The sequence below is a fragment of the Rhodanobacter thiooxydans genome, from assembly GCF_021545845.1.
Classification (GTDB): Bacteria; Pseudomonadota; Gammaproteobacteria; order Xanthomonadales; family Rhodanobacteraceae; genus Rhodanobacter.
This window is the reverse complement of record NZ_CP088923.1, coordinates 3,853,621-3,880,215: the sequence shown is the minus strand read 5'-3', so window position 1 is coordinate 3,880,215 and position 26,595 is coordinate 3,853,621. Positions and strand designations below refer to the sequence as shown.

Below are 26,595 nucleotides of genomic sequence, written 5' to 3'. Positions count from 1 at the left end.
TAGGAAAGCCATGAGCCATATTGGCGTAGGAGAAAACCCGCCTGAGACTCTAGTTGAGAGTGTGGTTGATTCCGCCGGAGAAGTCCGTGAGCTCGCGACGGATGGTTGGCCTCGTGGCTACATTTATGGAGCGACTAGGTACGCCGATGTCATTCTTCGCAAAGCTTTTCCTGCTCGCTCTGATGACTTGATCGTCGCGCTAAATCAGTTTGCTCCGACGCTGGACGAGCTCCGTTCGGGAGGTGGCGGTCGGACTGTGTTCGTCAAGCGTTTCGACGATTCGTTGGCTGCAATGAAGGATCAAGAGCAAACGGTTTGGGGGAAACAGAACATATCCATATCCAAAGAGCTTGCTTTGGATGGAACAACGCTGAAGAAAGTGCGCACGCGCGGCCATGAAATCGACATGTTTGGCAAGGGCTCGGTTGATAACCCTCTGCCGGGGATCGCTGTCGAAATGGAGTGGAACAATAAAGATCCGTTCTTCGATCGAGATCTTCTGAGCTTTCAGGCGCTCCACAAGGAGGGTGTAATTGCGATTGGTGTGATCATCACTCGCGGCCCTGAACTGCAAGCCCTAATAGGGAACACCATTCAAAGCAGAGATAGGGGCTGCAAGTATGGGCAATCATCGACGCATTGGGACAAGCTGTTGCCCAGAGTGAATCTTGGCGGGGGAGGCGAATGCCCGTTGCTTCTTGTTGGAATAGAACCGGAGCGCGTGGACGGAATTGAGCTCGCGCAGCGGGTCAAAGGCAAACTGATGCAGGCAGAGCAACTGAAATTGGACTGGCGGAGGTTGCGGCCAGGAAAGAAATGGAACGACGTTAAAACGGAGTATCAAGAAATGCAGAAGCAAGCGCACGATCTGATGCCTCCGGTCAAAGAAGAGTAAACCTAGCTGTTCGTCCTGCGGTTGGTACCCGAGAACAGGATTCGAAAGGGGCGGCAGATACGCTGACGGTGCATCCCTTCGTGAAGTTGCGACCGAAGCCCATCGTAGCGGCGCCTTTCTGGCCGGTGCTGGCTCCCGACGCAGTGCTCGGGATGTCAGTAAAAACGTACTGGCGTGGAGGCTCAAGATCTACTAAGCTTCACTCTGAAGATCTTAATTCGGGTGAAGAGATGGTGCGTCCGCTTGTCGAGCAAACACACAACGTTGCTTTGCCTCCAATTGACGGCGGATGGAGCACCATCCTCGCCGATCCGCCATGGCGATTCACGAACAGAACAGGAAAGGTTGCACCTGAGCATCGGCGCCTTGACCGCTATTCGACGATGGATTTGAACGAAATTTGCGCGATGCCGGTGCAAGCCGTGGCTGCGAAGAACAGCCACTTGTACTTGTGGGTCCCGAATGCGCTGCTGCCGGATGGCCTGAGGGTTATGCAGGCATGGGGCTTTCGCTATATTTCGAACATTGTCTGGGCAAAGCGTCGCAAGGACGGGGGGCCAGACGGTCGCGGTGTTGGCTTTTACTTTCGGAACGTGACCGAGCTACTGCTGTTCGGTGTGCGAGGTTCGCTTCGCACGCTGGCTCCTGCACGAAGCCAAGTCAACATGATTGAAACACGGAAGCGAGAGCACTCGCGCAAACCGGATGAACAATACGCGCTCATCGAAGATTGCTCCCCGGGACCGTATCTAGAACTGTTCGCGAGGCATGCACACCTTGGTTGGACGGTATGGGGAGCGGAGTCTGCCGCTACGGTTGAGCCTCGTGGCAAGCAACACAAAGGCTATACCGGAGGGCCGATACAGCTCCCCTTGATCCCGGCGCATGGCCGTTTAAGCGAGGATCAAGCCGAATATATTGGTCGAGTGCTCAAGCAAAAATACGATAACGGGTGTTCCATCCGAGAGCTGTCAGAAGAGACTGCTTATTCGATCACACGCGTCAGGGCTCTTCTCGATGCAGCCGACACGAAGTTGCGCGCACGTGGTGGATCAAGGTAGCGGAAGGGGAAAGGTGGGATATCGACGTCCCCCCGCTTTGAGTAGCAAGGCGGTTTTGAGTCCAACCCTCCGAAGGGGATTGGGCGTGCCACGCCGATTGGAGAGGACGCCGTTATACTCCCTCCCGCCGTGTGCAGCCGGCCCGGTGGCCGGCTGCACTTTGTCGCTTCCCGCCGTCAGTTCGCCTGCACCAGTGTCCACTGCTGATTGGGGCCGCCATGACAGGTGTACTGGATGAGCGCAGTGCCTTTCAGGGTCGAGGAGTTGGGCACGTCGAGGCATTGGCCGCTGTGCTCGATAACGGGGTCAGGTTCACTTATCTAGCTCTCAGAAGTGAACCTGATCCTGCTTTTAATTTTTGAAGTCGGTTCTGATCCGTTTTATCCCGTGTCCCTGGAAGCTCTGGTCCCGGCCGACTGCGCTGCCGCGGGGCCGCGCCGCTCGTCTCCACCGGTGGTTTCTGCTTGGAGCAAGTCGATGTCCGTATTCCTCATCCGCAGTTTTGACGACCCGCGCAGTTTCACTCCGAAGAACTTCCCGCAAGGCGCGCTGTCGCGCACGCCGGCGGAGAGTTACGTGCCCTGGGGGCTCACGGCCGACCAGCGGGTGGTGTACGCCAAGACCGGCGAACACACGGGGTGGCGTGGCGGATCGGCGGGTTTGCGGCCTTACGACAGCCTAGTCAGCCAGGATCGCCGCCGCCTTGCCGAATCGGCGCTCGGCTTGATGGCGCTGGATCATCCACAGTTCACGGGCTGACAGGGTCAGGTTCACTTATCTAGACCAACGAGGGAGTCCCCCCGGCTCTGCCGGGGAGGCAGTAGAAGTTTGACGTTTACAGGAGTCCATCGGGGAAACTCCAACTCGTGAGCCGCCAAGCACACGAGAGGAGAGTCCGCCGATGGACGAGTACAAGAGCTTAAACCACACGCCATGGGAATGCCTGTACCACGTGGTGTTCATCCCGAAGTGTCGACGTCGCACGTTGTACGTCGAGCTTCGAAAGTATCTGGGAGAGGTGTTCCGCCGGTTGGCGGAGCAGAAGGAGAGTCGGGTCGAAGAGGGACACCTGATGTCCGATCATGTGCATATGATGCTGAGTATTCCGCCGAAGTATGCGGTGTCGGAGGTGGAGGGTTACATCAAAGGGAAGAGTGCTATCCACTTGGCGCGAGTGTATGCAGAGCGCAAGCGAAATTTTGTAGGGCAGAGCTTCTGGGCGAGGGGCTACTTCGTCTCGACGGTGGGTCGGGATGAGCAAGTGATCCGGGCGTACATTCGCAATCAGGAGGAAGAGGATCGACGATTGGAGCAGTTGCAACTGCTTCGATAGGCAGGCCACCGTAGGGTGGCCCGATCAGAGGGGCCGCGTTAGCGACCCCGCCCAAGCCGCTTTGAGCGGCTCACACAACTAAAGCCCCCGGCTTTGCCGGGGGATACTTACCTCTTGGAAGTGAACCTGACCCCGTTCTTGGAGGAGCTCCGCTCAAAGGGGCAGCGTACGGAGAAAGAGGAGCGCCACCTCAAAAATCTGCAGCAACTTGAAGAGGTCGATCACGAGAAGGTCCGGGAGGCGCAGGCGCGCTCTGACGAGGCAATCAACGGCTCGATCAACAAGAAGTACTACCGCAGCAAGAAGTTCGCGAAAAACGTCGCCAAGACCAGCATCAACGAAGCCAAGCGCATGGCGTTTCAGCAGGCTATTGGCACCGCTCTGTCCGAGTTCTTCCTTGCTGCTATCGATGAGATCCGAGATTGGCACAAGTCTGGGCGTAGCAGCCTGATGCTGGGCCAGCGGCTGAAGAACATCGGGATGCGTGTTGCCAAGAGCTGGAAGAAGGTGCTGAGCGCTGCAGCGCAGGGCGCTCTGGCTGGTTTCCTGTCAAATCTCGTCACTGTGCTGGTGAATGTCTTAGTGACCACCCAGGCCCGCGCCGTACGAATGATCCGCGAGGGATTCATGTCCCTGGTGCGCGCGGTGAAGACGCTGGTGATGCGGCCGGAAGGAACAACCTTTGCCGAGGCGGCTCACGCGGCGACGAAGGTGGCGTTCGCTGGCGGTATTGTCATTGGCGGCATCGTGCTGGAGGAGCTGATCATCCAGCAGCTACAAGTGTTAGGCCTAGGCTTCGTCGCCGGCGCAGCGACGGCCGTAATCGTCGGTTCCGTAACGGGTATCGTCACTGTGCTGGTCACATACTCACTAGACAAGCTCGACCTTTTCGGCGTAGAGGCCGAGGCACGCGGCGAGCGCTTACAGCTGACGCTGGACAGGGAGGTTGAACGGTCGGCTGCAGAGTGCGACGCGATGTTGCTCGAGCTCGAGCATCTGCTCCCACAGCCTGCAGGGACCTGAGATGGACGACCGGCGGTGGCTAATGATTGTCGCGCCATGGCAGTCCCCGCCGATCGACAGCGCCTTGCGTGCGCGCTTGGCTTGCGAAATAGTCATAAAAGCTGAACGTCGTTGCATACGCACTCGGTAGATCCGCTTCCGGCCCAAATCGGACGTCGGCGGATGTGAGCATCTTCGCGTTGCTTTCTGCGAAACACCTTGACATCGCAGCTCTCGCTCTAGATTTCTGGTGATCGAACTGGCCCGACTTCGGCCGGGCTGACAGGGTCAGGTTCACTTATCTAGCTCTTGGAAGTGAACCTGACCCCGTTCTTGACCCCGTTCTTGGAGCCGAGCCGTACAATGGCAATTTTCGGAAGCTCATTAACCGGCAATGCCGAGCATCCACCAGCATAATCAATGCCCAGCGGCATCATGAAGCCAAGAAGACTCCCTTCGCACTACGGCAGGTACGTTATGCCGCTGATCCTGACATTCCTGATGACCTTCGCGGTCGCTGGGATCAGTACATGGATCGCCGTGGAATCGCTGAGTGTGTTCTTCCTGAAGAGCTGGATGAAATCCTGGATGGTGTCGTGGGCGATCGCATTTCCGGCGATGGTGATGTTGATGCCTGTGACCCAGCGCATCGTCGCGCTGATCGTGCGCAAGGATCAGGAAGATCGATAACGGGGCCACCTCAAACTGACCCTGCTCAGTTGGCTATTTCAAGGCCGGCGGCGTCTACATGCCCGGCATCGTCGCCGAGATTGGCTCGGTGGTGGGGCAGCACATGCACATGAAGAACGTCGGACTGATCCACGATCCGATCCGGAGATGGATGAGGCGACCCGCAAGCTGGTCGCCGAGAAGCGCACGGCCTGTGAGGCGTTGGGCGCAAAAAAAAGTTGATGCCGGCGTAACTGCCGAGTCGACCAGCGCCGAGACGCTGACCTTTCCGCCCGGCTCGATGATGTGCGACAAGTACAACACCAAGGCGTTGGTGCTGATGGGCAACTGCCAGGCCCGCTTGAATTGCGGGGCCGCCCTGAAGCCATCAATAGTCAAGGCCCTTGCCCGAGCATGGTGCCTCGGCATAAATGACCTATTTGGACCATTTTGGGTACTATGGGCCAAGACTGACGCAGGAGATCCCCCATGTCCTTTGCCGCAAAATCCGATGCGATCGATGCCTTGCCGAAGACCCCGGCGTCCGACGTGAAGAAGCTTGGCTGGCGCGGCGTGATGCGCGATGTCCAGAAGAGCGGGCGCCTCGTGGTGACCAATCATGATGCGCCTGAGGCGGTCATCCTGTCGGCGCGCGAGTACGAAGCGATCGTCCAGGCCTTGGACAAAGCCAGGGGTAGGGACCAGGCAACACTGGAGGCCCTGCGGGAGCGCTTCGATGAACGGCTGAAGGCGCTGAAGGCGCCGGGAGCGGCGGCGAAGTTGCTGGTCGCCGCGAAGAAGCCCGTGAAGCTGCATGGCAAGGTCAAGGCCGGGGGCTCGTATTGAGCGGGCGCCCTGTTCTTTATGTGCTGGCCGGCGTGAACGGTGCCGGCAAGAGTTCCATTGGCGGCCGGCATCTGCTCGACGTGGCCGGGATGCCCTGGTTCAACCCCGACACGTTCGCGCGTGAGTACCGGGAAGCCACCGGATGCAGCCAGGAAGAGGCCAACGCCATTGCATGGGGCGAAGGCATGCGATATCTCGACGAGGCCATCGCGAACCGTACGAGCTACGCTTTCGAGACCACCTTGGGAGGCCGCACCGTTCCTGCGAAGATCGCGGCGGCGGCTGTCACGCACGACGTTGCGATCTGGTACTGCGGCCTGGCCTCGCCGGAACTGCACATCGCACGCGTGAGGGCTCGCGTCGCTTCAGGCGGCCACGACATTCCCGAAGACAAGATCCGCGAGCGGTACGAATCGTCCTTGGTGAACTTGATCGCGTTGCTCCCCCGCCTGTCGTCATTGGCGGTCTACGACAACAGCGCAGAAGCGCCATCGGGAGGAGCGATCGCGGATCCGGTGCCGGTCCTGGCCATGTGCGGGGGGACGATCTTTTTCCCGGACACGGCCGCAGCCGTCGAGGCGACGCCCGATTGGGCCAGGCCGCTGGTCGAGGTGGCCTTGAGCGAATGGGGGTAGACACGCGAGCTAAAGGGGGCCGTCAAACTCGTACGATAACGGGGTCAAGTTCATTTCCTAGCTATCGATTAAGCGAACCAGCGCCCGTTCTGGTTCAATCTGACAATTCGCTCAAGGTGGAGGGCTTCGCCGCCGGTCAGGACAATGGTCAGTTCGCGGCGGTAGGAATCGGCCGTGGCGACAGCACACGGTGGCAATCGTGTCCAAACCGTGTGCTGCGATCAGCGGCGGGTCAACGGGGGACGTTGCGCGGCTAACGGGGTCAGGTTCACTTCCTGGCTAAAGTGAACCTGACCCCGTTCGACTGCAGATTGCGGGCCCGGTGCTGATCCTGGCCCTGCCCCTACCTGAAGGGGAGGGCCTTTTCCCGGACACGGTTGCCGCCATCGAGGCGACGCCCGACGGGGCCAGGCCACTGATCGAAGCAGCCCTGCGCGAATGTGGGTAGACATGCCGTTCGTATGACGTGCAGGGGGAATAAAGTCGAAAGGGGCGCGGTCCCTAGGTTCGACTTGCTTGCTGTCGAGGCGCCCGGTTTGGACGTCCCCAACTCGTACCTTGGCCATAGCGACATCCCCAGCTTTGAGTAGCGGGAGGCGGTGACTTCGAGGGCATGGGATCCACCGCGGTAACCAGGCAGGCAAGTCACAAGTTACGTTCGGCCGGGCGTACGGATTATCTATGGGGAGCGATTGCACATCTGCTTGGCAGCTTCCGATCAGCGCCTGCCCTTGCTTCGCCCCTTGAAATTGGCAATCAGCTGCGCAAGTTCGTCATCTTCGGCATAGAAGTAGGCCACCGGCAGCTTGAGGACCGTCGCAAGGCGTTGCAGGGTCTGCAGGTCGGGCTGGTGTACGCCTGTTTCGTAACGGTTGACACGCGTGCTGGCGACGAATTCGTCCAAGCCGGCCTTGATGCCCAGGGTGCGTTGTGAGATGTCGAGGGCTTCGCGTGCCTCGCGCAGCCGACGACTATATACGGGGAGCGGGCCCTTCTCAGCCACGGGTGCATGTGTCTTGAGCTTCCATGTAGGGAAGCTTCCTGATACATGTGCGTATGCGATACTACGTTAAACGTAATTATCTTCTGGCCCGCTGAGGAGCTCCACTGGGATGTCCTGGGGCGCGTCTGGTCAAGTGGGCATAATGGCTACAGGGAGGATGGCCGCCCGATCGCATGGCGGTCTTACTTCTCAAGCACGTCGTTTACGCATGGGCATGCGTCGACAGCGATGGCGAGGGCCTGCTCCCGATGGCGGCCCTACTTTCCCTTCAGCTTTCTCTCGGCCGCTTCTTTCAGCTTGGCCGGCTTGTCGCTGCGCGAAGCTTCCGCGATCAGTCGTGCTTCCTCGTCGTCCTCGACGTAGAAATATTTCAGAGGCAGTGCCAAGGCCCTGGCGAACAGTTTCTGCAGTCCAAGCTTCACCTCGTGCTTGCCAGTCTCGTAGCGGCTGACGCGGCTGCTCGCAACGGACTGATCAAGTCTCGCCGCTACCCCCAGCTGGGCTTGAGAGAAGCCATAGCTCTTCCGTGCCTCGCGTAGGCGACGGCCGTAGATGGTTGCCGGGCACTTCTCGGTCATAAGCGCATATCAGTTTCGATATGCAGCAGCTTCCCGACGGGCGCTTGACATTGATACTACGTAAAACGTAGTGTTAACGAAGCTACGTTTATCGTAGCAATGGGGCTTTTTGCTGGCGATCCGGTGCAAATGCAATCCAGCCGGAGCCAGTGAGGGGTGAAGACAGACATGGCGGCTTAGCTGGCGGCAGGCTTGTACGCGCTGAGAAGCGCGATCCAAGCCTGTGATTAGGCAGCAACTGGCAAGGCGCCAATCAGGGGAAAGCAAGGGACGCAGCATGAAGACAAACACGCTACGCAACGCCATTTCCATCGTCTTGTTCGCGGCCGCTGCCGGCGCTAACGGGTGGGCCGTTGCCCAAGACGCCACGACAGACACCGCCGCGCAGGGTAGGGCGCCGGTGACCAAGGCTCCGGCCAAGACGCAACCAAAAAAACCGGCCGACAAGTCCGCGACGCCAGCAGCAACCAACCTGCAGACCGTGACCGTCACCGGTACGCGCATCCGCGGCGGCAGCTCGCCGTCGCCAGTCATCACCATCGGCAGCGAGCAAATCCGGCAGGAAGGTTTCACCGATCTAGGCGAGGTGATCCGCAGCGTGCCGCAGAACTTCAATGGAGGGCAAAACCCGGGCGTGATCGGCGCTGCCAGCGGCGTCGGCAACCAGGATCTCACCGGTGGCTCTTCGTTGAACCTGCGCGGGCTTGGCGCCGATGCATCGTTGACCCTGCTCAACGGGCGCCGCCTGGCCTATGACGGGTTCTCCCAAGCGGTTGACATCAGTGCCATCCCCGTGGCGGCGGTCGAGCGCATGGAGATCATCCCGGACGGTGCATCGGCGGTGTATGGCTCGGATGCGGTGGGTGGTGTGGCCAACGTGATCCTGAGGTCCGACTTCGATGGGGTAGCCTTGGGCGCACGCTATGGTGGTGCGACCGATGGCGGATTGGCGACACGCGAGTACAACGCGACCGCCGGCACCACCTGGCCGAGCGGTGGATTGATCGCAACGTTCAAGGACGTCGATGCCGATGCCATCCATGCCAGCCAGCGCAGCTATACCCGGCACCTGATCGAGCCGTATACGATCTACGACGCCAGCGATTCGCGCAGCGGCCTTGTCAGCGTGCACCAGTCGATGGACGACGTGGCCGAGCTGCGACTCGATGTGCTCAGAACCGAGCGCAACATGACCCGATATGTCAGTCAGAAGGGTTCGTACTACCGCTACAGCCCGGAGACGTCGATCACGCTGGTGTCGCCGAGCATCGCGTTCTTTCTTCGCCATGACTGGACCCTCACTCTGGGCGGGACATATGGCAAGGACGAGAACGTCGATGCGCGCCATCTGGTGTCGGCGGCGAGGAACAGGCTGGTTACCGATACCTGCTATTGCAACGAAAGCCGTTCCTGGGAGGTGGGTGCCGAAGGCCCTCTGTTTTCGGTGGGGGGAGGGGACGCGCGGCTTGCCGTTGGAGCCGGGTCGCGGAAGGATAAATTCCAGTATGTGCCGAGTGTCTCCGGCAGCCCCTACGGTGGCGACGAACGTGCCCGGTTCGCCTACGCCGAGTTGGGTCTTCCGTTCGTCTCGCCTTCCTCGGGTGTTCCGGGCGTCCACCGGCTGGAATTCAGTGCAGCGATGCGTGGCGAGGACTACGCCAGTTTTGGCCGGGTGACCACGCCGAAATTCGGCCTAATCTACGACCCGACCGCCGACTTCACACTCAAGGCCTCTTGGGGAAAGTCGTTCAAGGCACCTACGTTGCTGCAGCGGTACCAGAACAAGATCGCTTTTCTCTGGAGCGCCTCCGCAGTGGGTGCGAGTGGCAGTCCCGCCGATGCCACCGCACTGATGTCCTATGGCGGCAACGCCGATCTGCACGCCGAGCGGGCACGAATCTGGACAGCCTCGTTGGCCTTGCATCCGGAAGCGCTGCCGGGGCTGGAGGCGGAGCTCACCCGATTCGACATCGACTACACCGATCGGGTGATCGAACCGGTCAACTATCTACAGGCGCTGAGCAACCCGGCCTATGCGGATTTCGTGGACCGGTCGCCGACGCCGGCGCAAATACAGAATCTTCTCGCGGTCTACGGCAGCGCGTTCTACAACCTCTCCGGTGCTGCCTATGACCCGGGTAACGTGGTGGCGATCATCCGCGACCAATATGTGAATGCGGCACGGCAACGGATCAAGGGCATCGACTTGTCGGGCTCGTACCGCTTCGATCTCGGCGATAGCCGGCTAACGGTGCGCGGATCGGCCAGCTGGCTCGACAGTACGCAGACGACCAGTGCTGGGCAGCCCAAACATGCACTCGCCGGTACCGTCTTCAATCCGGCCAGGCTCAATGGGCGCATCGGGGCGGTTTGGGTATCGGGAGGCTTCAGCGCGTCCGGCTTCGTCAATTACACCAGCGGTGTGAATAACCGCTTCGCGCTGGTGGCAGAGAAAACTGCTTCGTTCACCACGCTGGACACCACGATCAATTACGACATCGGCGAGCGTGCTAATGCTCTCTCGGGAGTGTCGCTCGGGCTGTCGGTGCAGAACCTGCTGAATCGCGCACCTCCACGTTATAGCGCACCTGTGGCAACCGCCGTGCCGTACGACGCCACCAATTACTCCGCGATCGGACGCTTCGTCAGCGTTTCGGTTTCCAAGCACTGGTAGGGGGAGACAGACATGAAGCTTTTTCGTCAACCGGCCCCGTGCGTGGCCGCGATGGTACGTATGCGTGTATATGCCTCAAAAACCCGAAAACGCCCCGTGCATTGGGCTTCGGTACTCGCATTCGCGGTGCTGGGGATGGCCGTCGTAGGATCGCTACACGCGGAAACGATTCCACCGCGGCGCCTGCTGGAGGTGACCGATCTGGGCAATCCAGCGATCTCGCCCGATGGACGGTACGTGGCTTTCCGGTCTGAGCGTGCTTCGGTCGAGCGCAACACGTACGACACTACTTGGTATGTACAGGGCGTGGATGGGAAAGCTCCGCCGCTCCGCGTCGCGGATGGGGGCATGCCGTTGCTCCAGTACGTCAACGGAACCGTGCTCCCATCGCCGGCAGTCTGGCCGCCGGACGGAAAATGGATCTACTACCGCGCGCTCTTCAATGGCCGCGTCGCTGTCTGGCGTGCGGCAGCGGACGGCTCCGGAGCTCGTGCGGTGACGGCAGATCCGGCGGACGTGCGGGATTTCACGCTGAGCAGAGATGGCCGAAAACTGATGTACAGCGTCGGCGCGACACGGGAAGAGGTTATCGCTGCGGAAGATTCCGAATACGATCGCGGCATCCGCATCGATGACACGGTGAATATTGACGACGGACTGTTTCGACAGAGTGTACTCAATGGGCGACCGACTACGCGACGGTACTTGGCGATACCCGGAGTAGAGGGGTGGACCGCAATCGGGCCCTTGCTGGAAGAGGTGCCAGACCGCTGGAAGGCCGTCGATCTGGCAACGATGACAACCCGGGATCTGCTCACATCGGAGCATCCGGCGCTCCGGCTGACGCCGGCCGATCTTTCGCCCGATTTGCCGGTGGCGCCCGTCAAGATCTGGAATGCGCTGCGACCGCAGCGCTACCAGATAACCCAGCATCCAGACGATGGACGCATCGCGGTGCTATTGCCTGGACACAAGGACAAGGGGCTGTTTGAAAGTCGGTATGTCGAGCTCACCATGCTGGCGGACAGGCATGCGTCGCAACCGATCTACTGTACGGCCGAGCTATGCCGCCACAAGAACATCACGGATATCCAGTGGCGATCCGGGAGCGACGAGGTCCTTTTCACGATTGCTGATTATGGCATGGGGCATGCCCAGTTCATTTACGGATGGAATGTCGTAACGGGCAAGGTGCGGCCGATCGTGCTTTCGCAGGGGCTTGTCAGTGGAAGCCAGCGCTTCTGGGATATCCCTTGTGCGCTGTCGTCCGACACACTGGTGTGTGTGGCTGCCGAAGCCGATCATCCGCCACGTCTCGAGGCGATCGATGTGAAGAGCGGGCGCCGGCGAATCCTGTTCGCACCCAACAAGGGCTTGGACGCGGATATCGCGGCTACGGTGCCGGCAAAACCGATCCGCTGGAAGGATGCGCAGGGACGAGAGTTCACCGGCCAGCTTTTCGAAGTGCGGGGAGCGAGTGCCGGCCATCCGCCGCCGTTGTTCGTGACGTTCTATACCTGTGAAGGCTTTCTGCGTGGGGGGAAAGGTGACGAATGGCCGCTTACCACCTTGGCCGAGGATGGGATCTCGGCTTTGTGTATCAACGAGCTCCCAGGGGCTAACCTCGATGCCGTTGCCAATGACAATCAGGGACCCGCGGCCGTCGAGAGTGTCGTGAAGCGTCTGTCCGCAGAAGGGCGCATCGATCGAACGCGTGTCGGCATGGGCGGACTCAGCCACGGCAGCGAGGTGACGATGTGGACGCTGGCACATTCGGATGTGGTGAGCGCCGCGTCTGTCAGCAGTGGCTTGGTGACGCCGACCTATTATCTGTTCAATAGCTTGCGAGATTCCTTTCGTTCCAGTTTTAGGAAATTTTGGCAGCTCGGCACGCCGAACGAAACGCCTGAGCGATGGAAAGAAATCTCGCCCGCATATCAGTTCGACAGAATCAAGGCACCGATCCTGTTCCAGGTTCCCGAGAAGGAATACCTGGATACCTTGGACTATGCGATACCGTTGATGCGTAGACATCAGGCTGATATGTACGTATTCCCGTACGAGACACATATCAAATACCAGCCGCGACATAAGCTGGCAGTGTACGAACGCAACGTCGATTGGTTCCGCTTCTGGCTGCAGGGGTATGAGGACCCAAGTCCGGAAAAAGCAGGGCAATATCGCATCTGGCGCGAAATGGAGAAGGCTGCAAAACATCATTTTGGCGTGAGCGCCCACGATGGCCCGTGACTTTGTTGACGTGTCCAGTTCTCGACTGCACACAGGTCGAAGATGCGAAGAAACGACAGGTCTCTGGAGGTGAGCTCCTTGGCGAAGAAATTCGCCAGGGCAGGGCGGTCGAGCAGGTCATGTGCGCAGAGCTGTCCTTCCTCAAGGAACTCGCGAATCTTCCGTTTGTTACGCGTATAGACACCCGCCATGTGTCCTGTGTACGAGCCTTTGCTGCGTCGATCGAGAATGGCTTGCGGCAGGCGGTCGGCAAAGGCTTGGCGGGCGATGGCGCGATTTCGACCGTCGGCGATCCACATCCAGGATGGTACTTTGAGGCATGCCTCCATGACCGGTTGAGACAGCAATGGAAAGTGCATGGAGCGCTCCAGGCCGCGTAGCCCGGCATCCCTGAATAGCTGATTCCCGATAAGGTCATGAATTTTCTCGTGATCGCCGGGCAGTGCACTCGATGGTGCATCCATCCAGGGATGATGCTCCGAGGTTGGTGCCGCGCAGGCGGGGTTTAGCAGTGTGCGATCTTCTTTCCAGGTCGCACGTGGCCGACGCACCACTTTCTTGAGCGTCAATCGGCCGGCCTTGAAGACCGTACATCGGTGAAGGGTGGCGAGGTTCCCGATGGCAGCAATGCCTGCTCTGACGCCACGTTCCAGGAACGCGTCGGCGGCAGGTGCGGCGGTCTTCAGGTAGCAGAAGACGGTATCGCCACCGGCACCCGAGAAGAAGCCGTCCACGCCATATCGGTTGCCCGCGGCTTCCCATGCACCGTTGATGACGTGTTGTAGCATTCCGATCGTGGGCAAGACGGACGAGCGGGGCACGGGAAATTCGAGGTGGACATTGTCGAACCCGATTTCCACCGAGAAGAGTCCCTGCCCCAATGCTTCCGTTACCAGCCGGGCGTATGAGCGCTCGTCGGTTCCGGCCACGGGCATGACCAGCGTGCAGAAAGTGGCACGCAGCAAAGCATGGCGCAGACATATGGCAACGATGGAGGAATCCAGTCCGCCCGACAGCTCGACCAAAAACCTATCGTCACCCGTGGATAAAGACTTGACCGCGCTGGATACGGCGGCTCCGACATCTTCGGCTGCTACACGATGATCCTCGTGCCGGACGCCCTTTTCCACGAAGCGCCAGGGCGACCATGCGGAGCGAACCGAAACATCCCTTCCCAGACAGGTCAGCACGCAGCCTGGAAGCAATTCACTGACGCGCTGCAGTGCCGTACGCGCCGTCTTGAGGTAGGGAAAGGTGAGGCCGTGTGCGATGGCCTGCCAGTTTACCTCCCTGCGATAGAGCCCCAGATCGACTGCGAGGCTGATGTCCGAAGTGATGAAGCCTTCGCCATCGGCGAGCGAATAGACGCAGGGCACGGCGCCAGAAGGATCGCGTAGCAGAGTGATCGCCGAGATATTGTCGCGGTCGCCAAAAATGGCGACATAGTTGCCCCAAGTGTCTTGCAGCAGGCGCCTGGTGAGTTCGCGTGCCGAACCATCGATATCCAGAGGTTGTGAGATGGGCTGGCCGTCTTTGGCGAAAACTTGGCCAATAAGCAGACCGTGCCCGGGTATCGCAAGGGTAGGGACATCTGTGGAAGCGAAGACCCTGACCGACGCTGATTCAAGCTTGCAGGTCATTCCCGCAGCGCGCAGGAGCGTGCCCAGCTGTGGCATGTAGTCGGCATTCCGGTTCAATCTTCCGCCGAGCAGGATGATGTAACGGTATTTCATCAGACCAGCCTGATGGGGGTGTATGCATGAGTGTCGAAGAGTGTTTCATTCAGGACCATGTCGCCGGCTTGTATCCAGCAATGTGCTGCGAAGGGTTCCGGTGTCACGCCGAAAACGATGTTTGCCGACAGCCCCCGCCGCGAAAGGAACCGGAGCATGGACAAGGAATCCAGGAGGCAGATTGGCTCGATAGGCGCATAGCGGCGCGCACGAGCGAATTGCCCGCTTGCCTGGAGCAGCTTGCCTTCATCAGCGGCGGGCGTAGCGTCTCCGCGTACGCATGTTTTTCTGTTGCGGTAGGCGCTGGCTTCGTCGAGATTCGTTTTGAGTGTGCGAGTCTTCAAATGGCGACGGGTCGACCAGACGATAGCCATAACTTCGACGACGATGGCCATACTGATCCGTTGACTGGCAAACGTGATGGGTTGCTCGATCGCACTGCAAGTCGGGCGCAGGATGCTCGCTCTTGCAGCACGTGTTTTTGGGTTCGGCGCCTCGACCAGTATCTGTGCGGCTGCAAGACCCTCCACTAGCGTGGGGGCGATATCTTCATGTACCTGGAAGCGTCGCATGGCCCTCTCAAGGGTGCCAGTCAGCTTGAAGTACCGATCTTGCGCAACGTCGAGAAAAATCAGGTGTCCGTCGACGTCACAGCACGAGAGATTTTCCCTGAGGCGATAGTGCATCGTCCGTTCCTCGAGTAGGGCGCGCACCACGGTGCGCGCCCCGAAGCGATTACTCCTCGGAAATCCCCGGGATCAACGGCAGGCCGGGTCCGCCACTCGGTTCGATCGGGCCACTGCCACCCTTGGTCTCGACACTGGCGATGCCGAGCTCGATGACATCGTCCTGCGTATTGCTGCAGATGTTCTCGTTCGTATCCATCTCGATCTCCTACGTTCGCGTCATGGCAGTCCCATGACGCAAGCAGCGTAGGAGGCGGAGATTTTGATTTTCAAATGATTATTGCGTTGTTATCCGATAATTATCCGGGGGCGTGATGGCCGTCCTTGTCATGACGGACTCTGCTTCGACGCTTCTTCGGCTGATGCGCGCTAGTGGAGGTGATTGCTGCGGTCGCTGAGCAGGGCCACGATGCACGGGACGAGCTGCTTGCGGCGCTCGTGATAGTCGCGCAGTGCGGACTTCAGGGAGGGCATGTCGCGCATGAGCCAGTGCCGGCTCAACTGCGAAAGTTCTTCGCCTGTGTGCTCAAGCAATTCCTGTTTGGCCCGTCGTATCGGTGCCAGCCGGTCGTTGGCTCGCTTCACCGCATGGTGCAGGGGTTCGTGGGCTGTCGCGCGGGCGATCGCATCGAACAGCTGCCACGTCAGCTTCACCAGATCGTCGTCGGCGGTCACGGACTCCGGTTTTTCGACCTTCTGGAATGTCGGCACCTCGCCGATATCGCATGCCATCAGCAACAGTCGCTCCATCCAGTCGTAGAGGTTGCGCAATGCGACCTCGTTGAGTAACGGCACGTGCAGTCCGTCGCGGGCATGGTCGGCGACCGTGCCTTCGCCGACCATGCGGTACAGCGCGAATCGAACCGGTGTGGGGCTGGTATTGAACTCTGCGGCGAGCCGGGCCGGATCGATCCGCTGCCCAGGTGCGTAGCGTCCCGACTGCAGGGCGCGCCTGACCTGTCCGTACACGAATGCACTCTTGGAATCCATCCGGAGGACCTCCGGACCCGCTTTTAGCACGAAAGTTATTGCATCACAACGCAAGATGTTGCGTGCCGAAACCCGGGTCACCATTTCGCCGCTGGGGTCGATAGGCACGCGCTTGTTCTTCCAGAGCAGTGTCGAGGGGTAGATAGCGATGCCACCGGCGCGACGGCCTACACCCACACGCCCGAGAGCTGAATCGCGGGACGCGGTTTCTCGATCAACGGCACTACCTACTCCTTGGGCTACGGTTGTGACGCCGTGGGTCATCTCGCAGCGGTGACCTATCCCGACGGCCATCAGGCGATTCACAGCTATACCAATGGTGCGGTATCCGGCATCACCTTCACGATTGGCAGCACCCAGCTCACTGCCGCGAGCGCTGTGACCTGGCGACCGATGGATAGCGCGCTGGTCGGCTGGACGGCGAGCAACGGGCTGAGCAATACGCTCAGCTACGACACGGACGGCCGGTTGACCGGCATCTACGCGCCGGCGGTGGAGAACCTGGGCTTCAGCTACGATGCCGCCAACCGGCTCGTCGGCCTTAGCAACGGCATCGACGGCATCATGAGTCAGGATTTCGGCTACGACGACCAGTGCTATTCGTGTCAGGGACAATTTCCCCCAAATCGCGATCGAGGTGATGCGCAGCAGCACGTCGATGGTTTCGCGCATCTCCGCGTCCGGCACATACCGGACGACGATCTTGCGTGTGTCATCCAGAATGACCGCCTTCATCGTCATTCACTGCTCGCGGATGATCAGACGAACCGCGGGATGGGTCCGCGTTGCGGCGTCATGCGATCGGACAAATCCAGCGTGACTTCGTCGACGTAACACCAACCCCAGCCTTCGGGCGGGTCATAGGCCTCGATGATGGGATGGCCGGTCGCGTGGAAATGCCTGGTGGCGTGGCGATGCGGTGAGGAATCGCAGCAGCCGACGTGGCCACAGATGCGACACAGCCGCAGGTGGACCCACGGCGAACCGATCTTCAGGCATTCCTCGCAACCCCGTGCGCTGGGCACCACGTCGCGGATCATGTTGACATGCGAACACTCATTACTCATGGAAGTTCTCCTGTCACCTGGGAAAAGGCAAAAAGGGTCAGGTTCGAATGGCACTTGCTTGGGGAAACTCTGAACAAGCCCGCTACAGTTAGACGTCCAAACGAGCGGTGGCCACGATGACGCAGATGAGCTTCTCCGATGCCCAGCCATGCTCCTGGTTTCTACCAGCATGCTCTTGGTGAAAATAACGGTACCCGATAATCCGCCACGGCCCTCTTTATAGTGTAGGCGTCGCTATACGGCTGCCGACCTGAGAGGGGACGTGAAGCCCGACAACCGCACATTCTGGGCGCGAATGTTCGCCACGCACCAGGCCGCGCTCGCCGGCTTTTTCCGGCGTCGGATGGCGCATCCCTGGGATGCGCAGGATCTGGCCCAGGAGGTTTATGTGCGTCTGCTGCGAATCGATAGCGGCGAGAGCGGCAACATCGCCAATCCCGAAGCCTACCTGTTCACCGTCGCGTCCAACCTCGTCAAGGAGCACGCCGTGCTGCAGAAGCGGTACGGGCGTGGTGTGGATATCGCGCAGGTGCTGCCGGAACTGGAAGCGCCGCAAGGTTCGGCCGAGGACGAAGCGATAACGGGGCCAGGTTCACTTCCTCGCATGTCATGAAGCAAGCCGACCAGGCCAGGGAGGCACGCACCAATGTCACTCGGATGGATCCTGCCCGGCGCGATCAGCCAACTGCATCGGCCCAGGGGGAATTAGGCGCCGCTCCATTCCGGCAACCCGCTGCGAGTAGGCTGGTGGCTTCTCTGCGCGCCGTCGAGGCTCGCGGAACTCCCAGACTGACCATCGGATACCTCCCCATGAACCTGCATCGTTCTCTGTTTACTGTCGCGCTGGCCGCTGCCGCCGGGCTTTCTTTCGCCCCCGTGACGCCGGCGCAGACCGTCGCCGCGCCTGCCGCCCATGCGCTCGAAGGCGATCCGGTGCCGGGCGTGTGCATGCTTTCGCGCGAGGCGGTGTTCGCGCAGTCCAAGGTGGGGCAGGCGGCCAGCGAGCGGCTGAAACAGCTGGCGACGCAGCAGCAGACGCTGCTGGAGAACCAGCGCAAGCCGCTGGATACCGACGTTCAGGCCTTCCAGCAGAAGGCTTCGTCGCTCACCGAAGCGCAGCGCCAGCAGCAGGGCCAGGCCCTGCAGCAGCGCATGCAGGGCTACCAGGCGCAGGTGAACCAGCTCGGCGAGCGCATCCAGCTCACCCGCGTCAAGGTCATGCAGCAGATCGGCGAGCAGGCCCAGCCGGTCATCGCCAGCTCCTACACCAGCCACCACTGCGGCCTGCTGCTGAACCGCGACGCCGTGCTCGGCGGCAACGCCACCAACGACCTCACCAGCGACGTGGTGCGCGGCCTGGATGGCAAGACCACCACGCTCAACTTCAACCTCGAGCCGGCGCCGGCGCCCGCGAATACCGGCAAGTAAATCCGGGATGTGGTGGGCGAGACGGGTTGCGTGTGCTGGCCGGCATCGGCCAGCGACCGGCGGCGAGAACCGGGCAGAGAATCGTCCGCAACAGCGTTTCCCGCCCCGCGTTTGCCCGGACGTATACTGATGCCCGCTGCGCCACGGCCGCGACAACCATCCGTTGCGGCCGCCCGACCCGTTCCGGGAGAGCCGTCATGAAATCTTCCCCGCTGCTGCGCCTGCTGTGCCTTGCCTGCCTTGCCCTCGCGGCCGCCGTCGCGCAGGCCGCGACCACGCCGGACAACGTGAGCGTGCGCTACAAGGACTCGCAGCACTTCACCGAGGCGACGCGCAGCCTCGGCGTGCATCTGGTCAACCCCGACGCCTACCTGGCGCCGCTCAAGGCGTACATCGCCCAGCGCGCCTCGCGCATCCTGGCGCCGGGCCAGCGGCTGGAGATCGAGGTGACCGACGTGGTCCGGGCCGGCGCCTACGAACCCTGGCGCGGTCCCGACTTCAACGACGTGCGCATCGTCAAGGACATCTATCCGCCGCGCATCGACCTCAACTTCACCCTGTACGGCGCCGACGGCAAGGTGCTGCGCCAGGGCCAGCGCAAGTTGCGCAACGCGGCCTTCCTGAGCAGCAGCTCGCCGGTCGACCAGGACTCATTGCGCTACGAGAAGTCCCTGATCGATCTCTGGCTGCGCCGGGGCACCGGTAGTCTTTAGACGGCCATCCGGCGGATTCGCGCCGGTACCTCCGCGGCAGGCCGACTCAAAGGTCGTGCATGCTTCGCTTCGCCGCTGGCCGGCCCGCACGATGGCCGGCCGGCTCGCCCACTTGTCGACAGGAGATTCCCATGGAACCCGAGTTCTGGTTGCAGCGCTGGCGCGAGGGCCGCACCGGTTTCCACCAGGCCGCGCCGACGCCGCTGCTGCTCAGGCATTGGCCGGCGCTGGCGCTGGGCGCGGGCAGCCGGGTGTTCGTGCCGCTGGCCGGCAAGTCGCTGGATCTGCTGTGGCTGGCGGGGCAGGGACATCGCGTGCTGGGCGTGGAGTTGTCACCGCTGGCGGTGCAGCAGTTCTTCGACGAGCACGGCCTGACCCCGCAGGTGCATGACTCCCGCCTCGGCCGGCACCACGTGGCCGGCGAGATCGAGCTGATCTGCGGCGACGTGTTCGATCTGGATGCGGCAGCCCTGGCCGACTGTGCGGCGGTCTACGACCGCGCGGCGCTGATCGCCCTGCCGCCGGAGCTGCGCCGCCGTTACGTGCATGAGCTGTATGCGCGCCTGCCCGCCGGCTGCCGCGGCCTGCTGGTCACCCTGGAGTATCCGCCGCACGAGATGCAGGGCCCGCCGTTCCCGGTGCCGGAAGCCGAAGTGCGAGAGCTGTATGGCCGCGACTGGACGGTGACGACGCTGGAGCGCGCCGACGTCCTCGCGCAGCAGCCGGGCTTCGCCGCCGGAGGGGTGAGCGCGCTGGAGACGGTGGCGTACCGGCTGGCGCAGCGCTAGCGCTGCGCCGGACTTGCCGCGCGTCGTCGCCGGCAGGAAAAACGGGACCGGGTTCCGCGTTTGCGGCGGCGCGGCCTTCAGGGGGCGGCGCCGTAGCCGAAACAATGGCAGACTGCCTCCACCGGCTTGGCCGGGTTGGTCGGCTGGTGCTCGCGCTGGATGTGCCGGGCAGACGGAGTGGCCGCGCGATGCGAGTCTGAGCGACGCCGCTTTCGCCGTACTCCCCGCCGATCTGTCATGCGCAGCCAGGGGGCTTTGTGATTGAAGGGTTGTTGCCAGTGAACCGCCATGGGGTCGAGGGGATTTGCGCGCATGACGGGTGAGCGCAACGGTGTTCCCGGCTGGCTGGCCGTTGCATCCCTCGCGTTGATCACCCTGCTGGCCCTGTGGGCGCTGGTGCCGCGGCGCGTGCATTTCGCGGTGGTGGGCGAGGTGATCCTGGCGCCGCCGCCGCCGGAGGCCGCGGTCAGGCTGTGGCTGAGCACGGCGGACCGCCGACTGCTGCTGGCACGGCAGCCTGACATCGAGGCTGGCACCGGCGAGCCGTCGCCCGCCGACGTGGTCATCGACATCGACCGCAAGTACCAGTCCATCGTCGGCTTCGGCGCGGCGCTGACCGATTCGTCGGCGTGGTTGCTGCAGAACCGGCTGAACGCGCCGCAGCGTGCCGCGTTGCTGCACGAATTGTTCGGGCCGCCGCCCGCGCTCAACCTCAGCATGGCGCGGCTGACCATCGGCGCCTCGGATTTCTCGCTGCAGCCCTACACCCTGGACGACCTGCCCGCCGGCGACACCGACCCGCAGTTGCTGCACTTCAACGTGGCGGCGAACCTGCAGGATGTGATGCCGACCATGCGCGAGATCCTGGCGATCAACCCGCAGCTGCGCGTCATCGCCTCGCCCTGGAGCGCGCCGGCATGGATGAAGACCAGCGCGAACCTGATCGGCGGCGCCTTGCTGGAGCAGTACGAAAGCACCTATGCGGACTACCTGGTCAAGTACGTCGACACCTACCGCAGCTACGGCATCCCGATCTTTGCGCTGACCCTGCAGAACGAACCGTCCTTCGTGCCGCTGACCTACCCGGGCATGGAAATGCCGCCGGCCACGCGCTCGCGCATCATCGCGCAGTACCTCGGGCCGGCGCTGGCGCTGCGCACCCCGAAGACGCTCATCCTCGGCTGGGACCACAACTGGGACCAGCCGGAGCAGCCGCTGAGCGTGCTGGGCGACCTCGACGCCAGGCCCTATATCGACGGCATCGCCTGGCACTGCTACAGCGGCAGCCCGTATGCGCAGGGCCAGGTGCATCGCGCGTTCCCGGACAAGGACACCTACATCACCGAGTGTTCCGGCGGCGACTGGGAGTCGGCCAGGAACGGCGAGCTGCTGTGGTTCACGCGCGACCTGATGCTAGTCGGGCTGCGGCAGTGGGCGCGCGGCATCGTGTACTGGAACCTGGCGCTGGACGAGCAGCATGGCCCGCATTTCGGCGGCTGCGACCTGTGCAAGGGCGTGGTGCTGATCGACTCGCGCACCGGCGAGGTGAGCCGCAACGACGAGTACTACGCGTTCGCGCACTTCAGCCGCTTCGTGCTGCCCGGCGCGGTGCGGGTGCGATCCACCGACACGAGCAAGGACGTTGCCAACGTGGCGTTCCAGAACGCCTCCGGCGGGTCGGTGGTGCTGGTGATGGTCAACGGCGATGCGCAGCCGCGCCGCGTCACCGTGGCGCAGGGCCGGACCCGCTTCGCTTACACCCTGCCGGCGCAAAGCGTGGCCACCTTCGAATGGCGGCCGGCCAGCGCCCGTCCGCCCGCGGCGGCGGCGCCGTCGCCGGCCACTGCCGCTGCGGCCGCAACCTCGCGCGAGGTCGGCGGTTGAGCCCGGTGCTACAGTGCTGCGCTCCCCTAGCCACAGCGAAGCGAGCAGCGCGATGACCAACCCGGCCTTCTACCCGATCGGCATACCCGGACGTCCCTGGGGCGACGCGGAGGTGGCGGCCTGGCGATCGCTCCAGCGCGTGCAGCGCAGCTACGCGGCGGAGGTGGCGAGCATGATCGAGGCCTTGCGCGCACGCTTCGACGTGACGGAGTACGGCCGGCTCGACTATCCCTCCGGCAGCTATCCGCTGTTCGCGATCAGGAGCCGCGGCTGGCGCGATGAACTGCCGGTGGCGCTGGTGACCGGCGGCGTGCACGGCTACGAGACCAGCGGCGTGCACGGCGCGCTGCAGTTCGTCGAACGGCATGCGGCGGACTATGCGGGGCGGGCCAACCTGCTGGTGGTGCCGTGCGTGAGCCCGTGGGGCTACGAGCGCATCCACCGCTGGAATCCGGACGCGCTCGACCCGAACCGCTCGTTCCGCGAGCACAGCCCGGCGCAGGAATCGGCGGCGCTGATGCGCCTGGTCGCGCCGTGGCGCGCGCGCGCGCGGGTGCACATCGACCTGCACGAGACCACCGACAGCGACGAGAGCGAGTTCCGCCCGGCGCTGGCCGCGCGCGACGGCAAGCCGTACGAACCGGGCACCATTCCCGATGGCTTCTATCTCTGTGCGGACAGCGCCAATCCGCAGCCCGCGTTCCAGCAGGCGGTGATCGCCGCGGTGGCGAAGGTCACCCACATCGCGCCGGCCGATCCGGACGGCACCATCATCGGCTCGCCGGTGGTGGCGCGCGGCGTGATCGAGTACGACTACGGCAGGCTGGGCCTGTGCGCCGGCATCACTGCGGCGCCGTACAAGACCACCACCGAGGTCTACCCCGACAGCCCACGCGCCACGCCCGAACAGTGCAACGCCGCGCAGGCGGCAGCGGTGTGTGCGGCGATCGACTACGTGCTGGCGCATCGGCCCGCCTGAGGGTGCTGCGATCTTGCTCGTCATTTCCGCGAGGCGCTTAGACGGCCGAAGGCTGCTCAGGCGGAAATCCCGTGGTTGTGCTTTCAAGGGCCTGGGTACTGCCGGACTCCATGATTTCCTCGCGCCGGGCACCTCTTCACGATGACATTGCGCAACGCTGTTGCCGCCGATTTTCCCGCCATCCTCGCCCTCAACGCGGCGTTCGTGGCGGTGCTGAGTCCGCTCGACCACGCGCGGCTGGCGCGGCTGCATGCGCAGGCGGCGCTGCACCGGGTGATCGAGCGGGCGGGGCGGGTCGAGGCGTTCCTGCTCGCCTTGCGCGAGGGCGCGGACTACGACAGTCCGAACTACCGCTGGTTCGCGCAGCGCTATCCGCGTTTCCTGTACGTGGACCGCGTGGTGGTGGCCGGCGACGCGCAAGCACGCGGCGCCGGCAGGGCGCTGTACCGCGAGCTGTACGCGCAGGCGGCACGCGATGCGGTGCCGCTGCTCGCCTGCGAGTTCGACGTCGAGCCGCCCAACCCCGTGTCCGCGCGCTTCCACGCCAGCTTGGGTTTTCGCGAGGTCGGGCGGCAATCGCTGCACGATGGCCGCAAGGCCGTCTCGCTGCAGGCGCTCGACGTCGCTGGCGACACGCCGCTGGCAACGTGGCGCGGCATAGCCCGTGCTGGCATCGCCGCCGAAGGGGAGTAGCTCCCGATCGCTGTCGCCGTCATGACGAGCCCGTGCTCCACGGGCCCGGGCTCCGGTGCGGCAGCAAGCCGCCCACCGGTTTGCGGGCAAGACCTTCGCCGTTCCTCGGCGATGTATGCGCAAGGTGAAGCCGAACGGGTTCGCGTGGCCGCCGTCGTGCCGCACGGCGGCAGGGTTCGAGTTGACCATGATCAATACTGCCGGCTTGACGAGGAGTACGCTCAAGAGCGGTGCCGCTTCATGCGCACTGGTCGTGCGCGTGAAGCGGGTTGGCCCGGCTTCCGTGAGGGGGCTGAAGCGGGCGTTTTGTGCGTCGAGGAATCAGCCCATGTCAAGCATTGCACGCTGGAATCCCGTCAAGGCGGTGACCGGTTTCGATCCGCTGGTCACCTTCGAGGACATGTTTCGCGGCCTGCGTCCGCGCGCGCCCTGGCGCGAACTGGAGGCGGCGGCGCCGGACATGCGCCTGGACGTCTCCGAGGACGACAAGTCGTTTCTGGTCAAGGCCGAGATGCCCGGCGCCAGCAAGGACGACATCCAGATCTCGATCGATGGCAACCAGGTCGCGATCAGCGCCGAAGTGAAACGCGAGACCACGAAGAAAGGGGATAGCCGGAGGGACCTGTACACCGAGCGCTACTACGGCAGCGTCTATCGCGCCTTCACCTTGCCCAGCGACATCGACGACAGCAAGGCGGACGCTCGTTACGACAACGGCGTACTCACCTTGAGCCTGCCGAAGAAGGCGAACGGCAGCGCGCACAAGGTCAAGGTCAGCTGAGTCGACCGGGCCGTTGCACGGCGCCGCTGCGCGGCCCGGGCAACGGTCGGCATGCCGATGCGTTGCCCGGGGGCGGCGGCACGGCCGCATGACGCGTGTGGCCGGACAACCCGCCCTGTCGCGGTGACGGCGAGGATCGTCGCGCCAGCGGGTTCGGGCCGTGAGCACGGTCACCGGCAAGACGAAGAACGGCTTCATCCACCAGGGGTGGCCGATAATGTCTTCCTTTTGACCGGCGGACATGATCATGGTCGACCATCGGCAGCCGCTGTGGCTGCTTCCGGGGTTCCTGTGTGATGAGGACCTGTGGCGCGACCAGCTGACCGGACTGGCCGACCTCGCCGAGTGCACGGTGGCCGACCTCGGCCACGCCGACAGCATCGCCGCGCTGGCGCGGCAAGTGCTGGCCGCGGCGCCGCCGCGCTTCGCGCTGGCCGGCTTCTCGTTCGGCGGCTACGTGGCGCAGGAGATCGCGCGCCAGGCGCCGCCGCGCATTGCGCGGCTGGCGCTGCTCGATACCTCGTTCCACGCCGATACACCCGAGCGCATCGCGCAGCGGCTGGCGGCCAACCGCACGGTCAGCCTGCCCGGGAAATTCCGCGGCATGACCGAACAGCTGCTGCCGGGCTTCGTGGCGCCGCCGCGGCTGCACGATGCGGCGCTGGCGCAGCGAATCAACGCGATGACCTTGCGCCAGGGCCGCGAGGTGTTCATCCGCCAGAACGCGATGCGGCGGGAGGACGGCGAGGCGGTGTTGCGCAGCCTGACGTGTCCGGTCATGGTGCTGTGCGGCCGGCTGGACGTGCTCACGCCGCCCGCGCTGCACGAGGCGATGGCGGCGCTGATGCCGCAGGCGCGGCTGGTGGTGGTGGAGGACAGCGGCCACATGAGTCCGATGGAGCAACCCGCGGCGGTGACCCGGGCGATGCGCGACTGGCTGACGGCGTAAGCTGTCGGCGCCGGTGACGCTGCCGGTTGGGCGGCGCGGACCTCCGCAACCTCCACGAGAGAGCACGACGATGACCGGCTTGCGCGTTCGAACGCTGTCCGACAAGGCCTTCGCCGTCGGCCTCGCGCTGAAGGGGCTCGACGGTATCGCCGAGGTCGTGGGTGGGCTGTGGCTGCTGCTGATCGGTCCGCTGCGGCTGCAGGCCTGGATCGGCGCGCTGGTTGCGCCGGAGTTGAACCAGGACCCCACTGACTTCATTGCGACGCACGTGCTGCATTGGGCCGCGCAGTTCGACCAGGGCTCGGTGCTGTTCGCGGCGGCCTACCTGCTGTCTCACGGTGTGGCGAAACTGGTGGTGATCGTGGAGATCCTGCGCGGCAGGCTGTGGGCTTACCCGGGCCTGATCTGGCTGACCGCGGCGTTTGCCGCGTACCAGATCTACCACATGGCGGTAGCCGGCCCCTCGTTCGGCTTCGTGGCGCTGACCCTGTTCGACCTGCTGATCATCGCGCTCACCGTGGTGGAGTACCGCCGGCTGCGGCATGCCGCCGGCAAGTCGCGCGCGGCGGGCTGACCGGCGCGCTTCGCCGTCGGGGCTGTCCGGCTGTCCGGCTGTCCGGGCGTGCGGCGGCGGCTGTCCGCGGACAGCCCGCCGACACCGGGCGCGAGTGTGTCCAAGTCAGGCGGCGCAAGGCGTTGCGCGCTTCATGGTGGGTTGGCACGGTGATTGCTCCCTCCGCATCACAGGGAACATTCATTCACGCGGAGACACATCATGAAATTCGAATCCCACATCCTGGCCGGCCTGTTCGTCGTCTGCTTCGCCGTCTGCGCGCTGGTCATGGGCGCCATGCTGACGGCCACCCCGGCTGCGGTGCAGCTGGCTGGCGCGGCTCATGCAGCGGTGGTGGTTCCGGTCGCCTTGGCCGGCTGAAGGGGTGGACGCGCCGGCACGCCG

The 26,595-nt window shown here is 63.0% G+C and carries 30 protein-coding genes; 21 read left to right on the top strand and 9 right to left on the bottom strand.

What is annotated here, in order from left to right:
- The first annotated feature begins 10 nt into the window (after positions 1-10).
- Both LRK53_RS17700 and LRK53_RS17695 read left to right on the top strand, forming a co-directional pair.
- On the top strand, positions 11-895 hold the full coding sequence (locus LRK53_RS17700) for a BglII/BstYI family type II restriction endonuclease (RefSeq protein WP_081666539.1): 885 nt from the start codon (positions 11-13) through the stop codon (positions 893-895).
- An 80-nt stretch (positions 896-975) separates the two neighbouring features.
- On the top strand, positions 976-1,956 hold the full coding sequence (locus LRK53_RS17695) for an MT-A70 family methyltransferase (protein ID WP_235642416.1): 981 nt from the start codon (positions 976-978) through the stop codon (positions 1,954-1,956).
- A gap of 176 nt (positions 1,957-2,132) precedes the next feature.
- Here the strand turns inward: LRK53_RS17695 and LRK53_RS19475 are convergent, their stop codons facing one another.
- Entirely contained in the window at positions 2,133-2,228 is a 96-nt protein-coding gene (locus LRK53_RS19475) for an RICIN domain-containing protein (RefSeq protein WP_221174170.1), read from the bottom strand.
- Positions 2,229-2,289: 61 nt separating this feature from the next.
- Between LRK53_RS19475 and LRK53_RS17690 the strand changes: the two genes are divergently transcribed.
- From LRK53_RS17690 to LRK53_RS17675, 4 genes are all read left to right on the top strand, one after another.
- Positions 2,290-2,715 carry a hypothetical protein gene (locus LRK53_RS17690; RefSeq protein ID WP_185754565.1) on the top strand — a complete coding sequence of 142 codons (426 nt, stop codon included), beginning with the start codon at positions 2,290-2,292 and terminating at the stop codon, positions 2,713-2,715.
- A 142-nt stretch (positions 2,716-2,857) separates the two neighbouring features.
- On the top strand, positions 2,858-3,289 hold the full coding sequence (gene tnpA / locus LRK53_RS17685) for an IS200/IS605 family transposase (RefSeq protein ID WP_027491642.1): 432 nt from the start codon (positions 2,858-2,860) through the stop codon (positions 3,287-3,289).
- A gap of 114 nt (positions 3,290-3,403) precedes the next feature.
- A complete protein-coding gene (locus LRK53_RS17680) occupies positions 3,404-4,312 on the top strand; it encodes a hypothetical protein (RefSeq protein WP_185754674.1) in 909 nt (302 codons plus the stop codon).
- Positions 4,313-4,768: 456 nt separating this feature from the next.
- A complete protein-coding gene (locus tag LRK53_RS17675; RefSeq protein WP_051257612.1) occupies positions 4,769-4,981 on the top strand; it encodes a DUF2798 domain-containing protein in 213 nt (70 codons plus the stop codon).
- Between the two features lie 54 nt (positions 4,982-5,035).
- Here LRK53_RS17675 and LRK53_RS17670 read toward each other — a convergent pair whose 3' ends face one another.
- The gene (locus LRK53_RS17670) at positions 5,036-5,359 is read right to left on the bottom strand and encodes a hypothetical protein (protein ID WP_027493333.1); all 324 of its coding nucleotides are present in this window, start codon (positions 5,357-5,359) and stop codon (positions 5,036-5,038) included.
- A 90-nt stretch (positions 5,360-5,449) separates the two neighbouring features.
- On the opposite strand from LRK53_RS17670, the gene LRK53_RS17665 reads away from it, so the two are divergent.
- Together LRK53_RS17665 and LRK53_RS17660 are read left to right on the top strand one after the other, a co-directional pair.
- Positions 5,450-5,806 carry a type II toxin-antitoxin system prevent-host-death family antitoxin gene (locus LRK53_RS17665; RefSeq protein ID WP_037090086.1) on the top strand — a complete coding sequence of 119 codons (357 nt, stop codon included), beginning with the start codon at positions 5,450-5,452 and terminating at the stop codon, positions 5,804-5,806.
- Complete coding sequence (locus LRK53_RS17660; protein WP_027493334.1) at positions 5,803-6,441, top strand: ATPase; 639 nt, start codon at positions 5,803-5,805, stop codon at positions 6,439-6,441. The genes LRK53_RS17665 and LRK53_RS17660 overlap by 4 nt, the downstream gene beginning before the upstream one ends.
- Positions 6,442-7,159: 718 nt before the next feature.
- On the opposite strand, the gene LRK53_RS17655 is transcribed toward LRK53_RS17660, so the two are convergent.
- Positions 7,160-7,444, bottom strand: a complete 285-nt coding sequence (locus LRK53_RS17655; protein ID WP_027493335.1) for a helix-turn-helix domain-containing protein — start codon at positions 7,442-7,444, stop codon at positions 7,160-7,162.
- Between the two features lie 257 nt (positions 7,445-7,701).
- Entirely contained in the window at positions 7,702-8,022 is a 321-nt protein-coding gene (locus LRK53_RS17650; protein ID WP_037090088.1) for a helix-turn-helix domain-containing protein, read from the bottom strand.
- Between the two features lie 277 nt (positions 8,023-8,299).
- Here LRK53_RS17650 and LRK53_RS17645 point away from each other — a divergent pair, with 277 nt between their 5' ends.
- The gene (locus LRK53_RS17645; protein WP_027493337.1) at positions 8,300-10,696 is read left to right on the top strand and encodes a TonB-dependent receptor plug domain-containing protein; all 2,397 of its coding nucleotides are present in this window, start codon (positions 8,300-8,302) and stop codon (positions 10,694-10,696) included.
- A gap of 12 nt (positions 10,697-10,708) precedes the next feature.
- Positions 10,709-12,946 carry an Atxe2 family lasso peptide isopeptidase gene (locus tag LRK53_RS17640; protein ID WP_027493338.1) on the top strand — a complete coding sequence of 746 codons (2,238 nt, stop codon included), beginning with the start codon at positions 10,709-10,711 and terminating at the stop codon, positions 12,944-12,946.
- Here LRK53_RS17640 and LRK53_RS17635 read toward each other — a convergent pair.
- The 5 genes from LRK53_RS17635 to LRK53_RS17615 all read right to left on the bottom strand — a co-directional run bounded on the left by LRK53_RS17635 (position 12,913) and on the right by LRK53_RS17615 (position 17,422).
- Entirely contained in the window at positions 12,913-14,679 is a 1,767-nt protein-coding gene (locus LRK53_RS17635) for an asparagine synthase-related protein (RefSeq protein ID WP_027493339.1), read from the bottom strand. The two genes, LRK53_RS17640 and LRK53_RS17635, sit on opposite strands and share 34 nt — an antisense overlap.
- Positions 14,679-15,365: a lasso peptide biosynthesis B2 protein gene (locus LRK53_RS17630; protein ID WP_027493340.1), complete on the bottom strand. Its 687-nt coding sequence runs from the start codon at positions 15,363-15,365 to the stop codon at positions 14,679-14,681. Before LRK53_RS17630 ends, LRK53_RS17635 begins: the two co-directional genes overlap by 1 nt.
- Before the next feature lie 49 nt (positions 15,366-15,414).
- On the bottom strand, positions 15,415-15,564 hold the full coding sequence (locus LRK53_RS17625) for a benenodin family lasso peptide (RefSeq protein WP_185754675.1): 150 nt from the start codon (positions 15,562-15,564) through the stop codon (positions 15,415-15,417).
- Between the two features lie 170 nt (positions 15,565-15,734).
- Positions 15,735-17,096, bottom strand: a complete 1,362-nt coding sequence (locus tag LRK53_RS17620; protein ID WP_235642415.1) for a GntR family transcriptional regulator — start codon at positions 17,094-17,096, stop codon at positions 15,735-15,737.
- A 17-nt stretch (positions 17,097-17,113) separates the two neighbouring features.
- Positions 17,114-17,422 carry a UBP-type zinc finger domain-containing protein gene (locus LRK53_RS17615; RefSeq protein ID WP_039953919.1) on the bottom strand — a complete coding sequence of 103 codons (309 nt, stop codon included), beginning with the start codon at positions 17,420-17,422 and terminating at the stop codon, positions 17,114-17,116.
- A gap of 262 nt (positions 17,423-17,684) precedes the next feature.
- Here LRK53_RS17615 and LRK53_RS17610 point away from each other — a divergent pair, with 262 nt between their 5' ends.
- The 11 genes from LRK53_RS17610 (at position 17,685) to LRK53_RS17560 (ending at position 26,571) form a co-directional block, all read left to right on the top strand.
- On the top strand, positions 17,685-18,035 hold the full coding sequence (locus tag LRK53_RS17610) for an RNA polymerase sigma factor (protein ID WP_235642414.1): 351 nt from the start codon (positions 17,685-17,687) through the stop codon (positions 18,033-18,035).
- 197 nt (positions 18,036-18,232) lie between these two features.
- Positions 18,233-18,850, top strand: a complete 618-nt coding sequence (locus LRK53_RS17605) for an OmpH/Skp family outer membrane protein (RefSeq protein ID WP_027493343.1) — start codon at positions 18,233-18,235, stop codon at positions 18,848-18,850.
- A 197-nt stretch (positions 18,851-19,047) separates the two neighbouring features.
- A complete protein-coding gene (locus tag LRK53_RS17600) occupies positions 19,048-19,563 on the top strand; it encodes a DUF3016 domain-containing protein (protein WP_027493344.1) in 516 nt (171 codons plus the stop codon).
- A gap of 131 nt (positions 19,564-19,694) precedes the next feature.
- Positions 19,695-20,351 (top strand): thiopurine S-methyltransferase, encoded by a 657-nt coding sequence (locus LRK53_RS17595; RefSeq protein ID WP_027493345.1) that lies wholly within the window; start codon positions 19,695-19,697, stop codon positions 20,349-20,351.
- 312 nt (positions 20,352-20,663) lie between these two features.
- Positions 20,664-22,235: a glycoside hydrolase family 30 protein gene (locus LRK53_RS17590; protein WP_027493346.1), complete on the top strand. Its 1,572-nt coding sequence runs from the start codon at positions 20,664-20,666 to the stop codon at positions 22,233-22,235.
- Between the two features lie 52 nt (positions 22,236-22,287).
- Positions 22,288-23,214 carry a M14 family metallopeptidase gene (locus LRK53_RS17585; RefSeq protein WP_027493347.1) on the top strand — a complete coding sequence of 309 codons (927 nt, stop codon included), beginning with the start codon at positions 22,288-22,290 and terminating at the stop codon, positions 23,212-23,214.
- Positions 23,215-23,355: 141 nt separating this feature from the next.
- Complete coding sequence (locus LRK53_RS17580; protein ID WP_051257613.1) at positions 23,356-23,907, top strand: GNAT family N-acetyltransferase; 552 nt, start codon at positions 23,356-23,358, stop codon at positions 23,905-23,907.
- Positions 23,908-24,235: 328 nt separating this feature from the next.
- Complete coding sequence (locus LRK53_RS17575) at positions 24,236-24,688, top strand: Hsp20/alpha crystallin family protein (RefSeq protein ID WP_027493348.1); 453 nt, start codon at positions 24,236-24,238, stop codon at positions 24,686-24,688.
- 241 nt (positions 24,689-24,929) lie between these two features.
- Positions 24,930-25,637, top strand: coding sequence for an alpha/beta fold hydrolase (locus tag LRK53_RS17570; protein WP_081666652.1), 708 nt, complete (start codon positions 24,930-24,932; stop codon positions 25,635-25,637).
- A 70-nt stretch (positions 25,638-25,707) separates the two neighbouring features.
- Positions 25,708-26,211 (top strand): DUF2127 domain-containing protein, encoded by a 504-nt coding sequence (locus tag LRK53_RS17565; RefSeq protein WP_027493350.1) that lies wholly within the window; start codon positions 25,708-25,710, stop codon positions 26,209-26,211.
- A gap of 201 nt (positions 26,212-26,412) precedes the next feature.
- Entirely contained in the window at positions 26,413-26,571 is a 159-nt protein-coding gene (locus tag LRK53_RS17560) for a hypothetical protein (RefSeq protein WP_185754677.1), read from the top strand.
- Positions 26,572-26,595: the final 24 nt, after the last annotated feature.

Excerpts from the sequence above, each read along its gene's own strand:
- LRK53_RS17645 (WP_027493337.1), top strand. The coding sequence starts at position 8,300 with ATGAAGACAAACACGCTACGCAACGCCATTTCCATCGTCTTGTTCGCG.
- LRK53_RS17620 (WP_235642415.1), bottom strand. The coding sequence starts at position 17,096 with ATGACGATGAAGGCGGTCATTCTGGATGACACACGCAAGATCGTCGTC.
- LRK53_RS17575 (WP_027493348.1), top strand. The coding sequence starts at position 24,236 with ATGTCAAGCATTGCACGCTGGAATCCCGTCAAGGCGGTGACCGGTTTC.
- LRK53_RS17615 (WP_039953919.1), bottom strand. The coding sequence starts at position 17,422 with ATGAGTAATGAGTGTTCGCATGTCAACATGATCCGCGACGTGGTGCCC.
- LRK53_RS17570 (WP_081666652.1), top strand. The coding sequence starts at position 24,930 with ATGATCATGGTCGACCATCGGCAGCCGCTGTGGCTGCTTCCGGGGTTC.
- LRK53_RS17560 (WP_185754677.1), top strand. The coding sequence starts at position 26,413 with ATGAAATTCGAATCCCACATCCTGGCCGGCCTGTTCGTCGTCTGCTTC.
- LRK53_RS17640 (WP_027493338.1), top strand. The coding sequence starts at position 10,709 with ATGAAGCTTTTTCGTCAACCGGCCCCGTGCGTGGCCGCGATGGTACGT.
- LRK53_RS17565 (WP_027493350.1), top strand. The coding sequence starts at position 25,708 with ATGACCGGCTTGCGCGTTCGAACGCTGTCCGACAAGGCCTTCGCCGTC.
- LRK53_RS17675 (WP_051257612.1), top strand. The coding sequence starts at position 4,769 with ATGCCGCTGATCCTGACATTCCTGATGACCTTCGCGGTCGCTGGGATC.
- LRK53_RS17580 (WP_051257613.1), top strand. The coding sequence starts at position 23,356 with ATGACATTGCGCAACGCTGTTGCCGCCGATTTTCCCGCCATCCTCGCC.
- LRK53_RS17600 (WP_027493344.1), top strand. The coding sequence starts at position 19,048 with ATGAAATCTTCCCCGCTGCTGCGCCTGCTGTGCCTTGCCTGCCTTGCC.
- LRK53_RS17595 (WP_027493345.1), top strand. The coding sequence starts at position 19,695 with ATGGAACCCGAGTTCTGGTTGCAGCGCTGGCGCGAGGGCCGCACCGGT.
- LRK53_RS17665 (WP_037090086.1), top strand. The coding sequence starts at position 5,450 with ATGTCCTTTGCCGCAAAATCCGATGCGATCGATGCCTTGCCGAAGACC.
- tnpA (WP_027491642.1), top strand. The coding sequence starts at position 2,858 with ATGGACGAGTACAAGAGCTTAAACCACACGCCATGGGAATGCCTGTAC.
- LRK53_RS17630 (WP_027493340.1), bottom strand. The coding sequence starts at position 15,365 with ATGCACTATCGCCTCAGGGAAAATCTCTCGTGCTGTGACGTCGACGGA.
- LRK53_RS17625 (WP_185754675.1), bottom strand. The coding sequence starts at position 15,564 with ATGGATACGAACGAGAACATCTGCAGCAATACGCAGGACGATGTCATC.
- LRK53_RS17585 (WP_027493347.1), top strand. The coding sequence starts at position 22,288 with ATGACCAACCCGGCCTTCTACCCGATCGGCATACCCGGACGTCCCTGG.
- LRK53_RS17605 (WP_027493343.1), top strand. The coding sequence starts at position 18,233 with ATGAACCTGCATCGTTCTCTGTTTACTGTCGCGCTGGCCGCTGCCGCC.
- LRK53_RS17635 (WP_027493339.1), bottom strand. The coding sequence starts at position 14,679 with ATGAAATACCGTTACATCATCCTGCTCGGCGGAAGATTGAACCGGAAT.
- LRK53_RS17590 (WP_027493346.1), top strand. The coding sequence starts at position 20,664 with ATGACGGGTGAGCGCAACGGTGTTCCCGGCTGGCTGGCCGTTGCATCC.
- LRK53_RS17650 (WP_037090088.1), bottom strand. The coding sequence starts at position 8,022 with ATGACCGAGAAGTGCCCGGCAACCATCTACGGCCGTCGCCTACGCGAG.
- LRK53_RS17700 (WP_081666539.1), top strand. The coding sequence starts at position 11 with ATGAGCCATATTGGCGTAGGAGAAAACCCGCCTGAGACTCTAGTTGAG.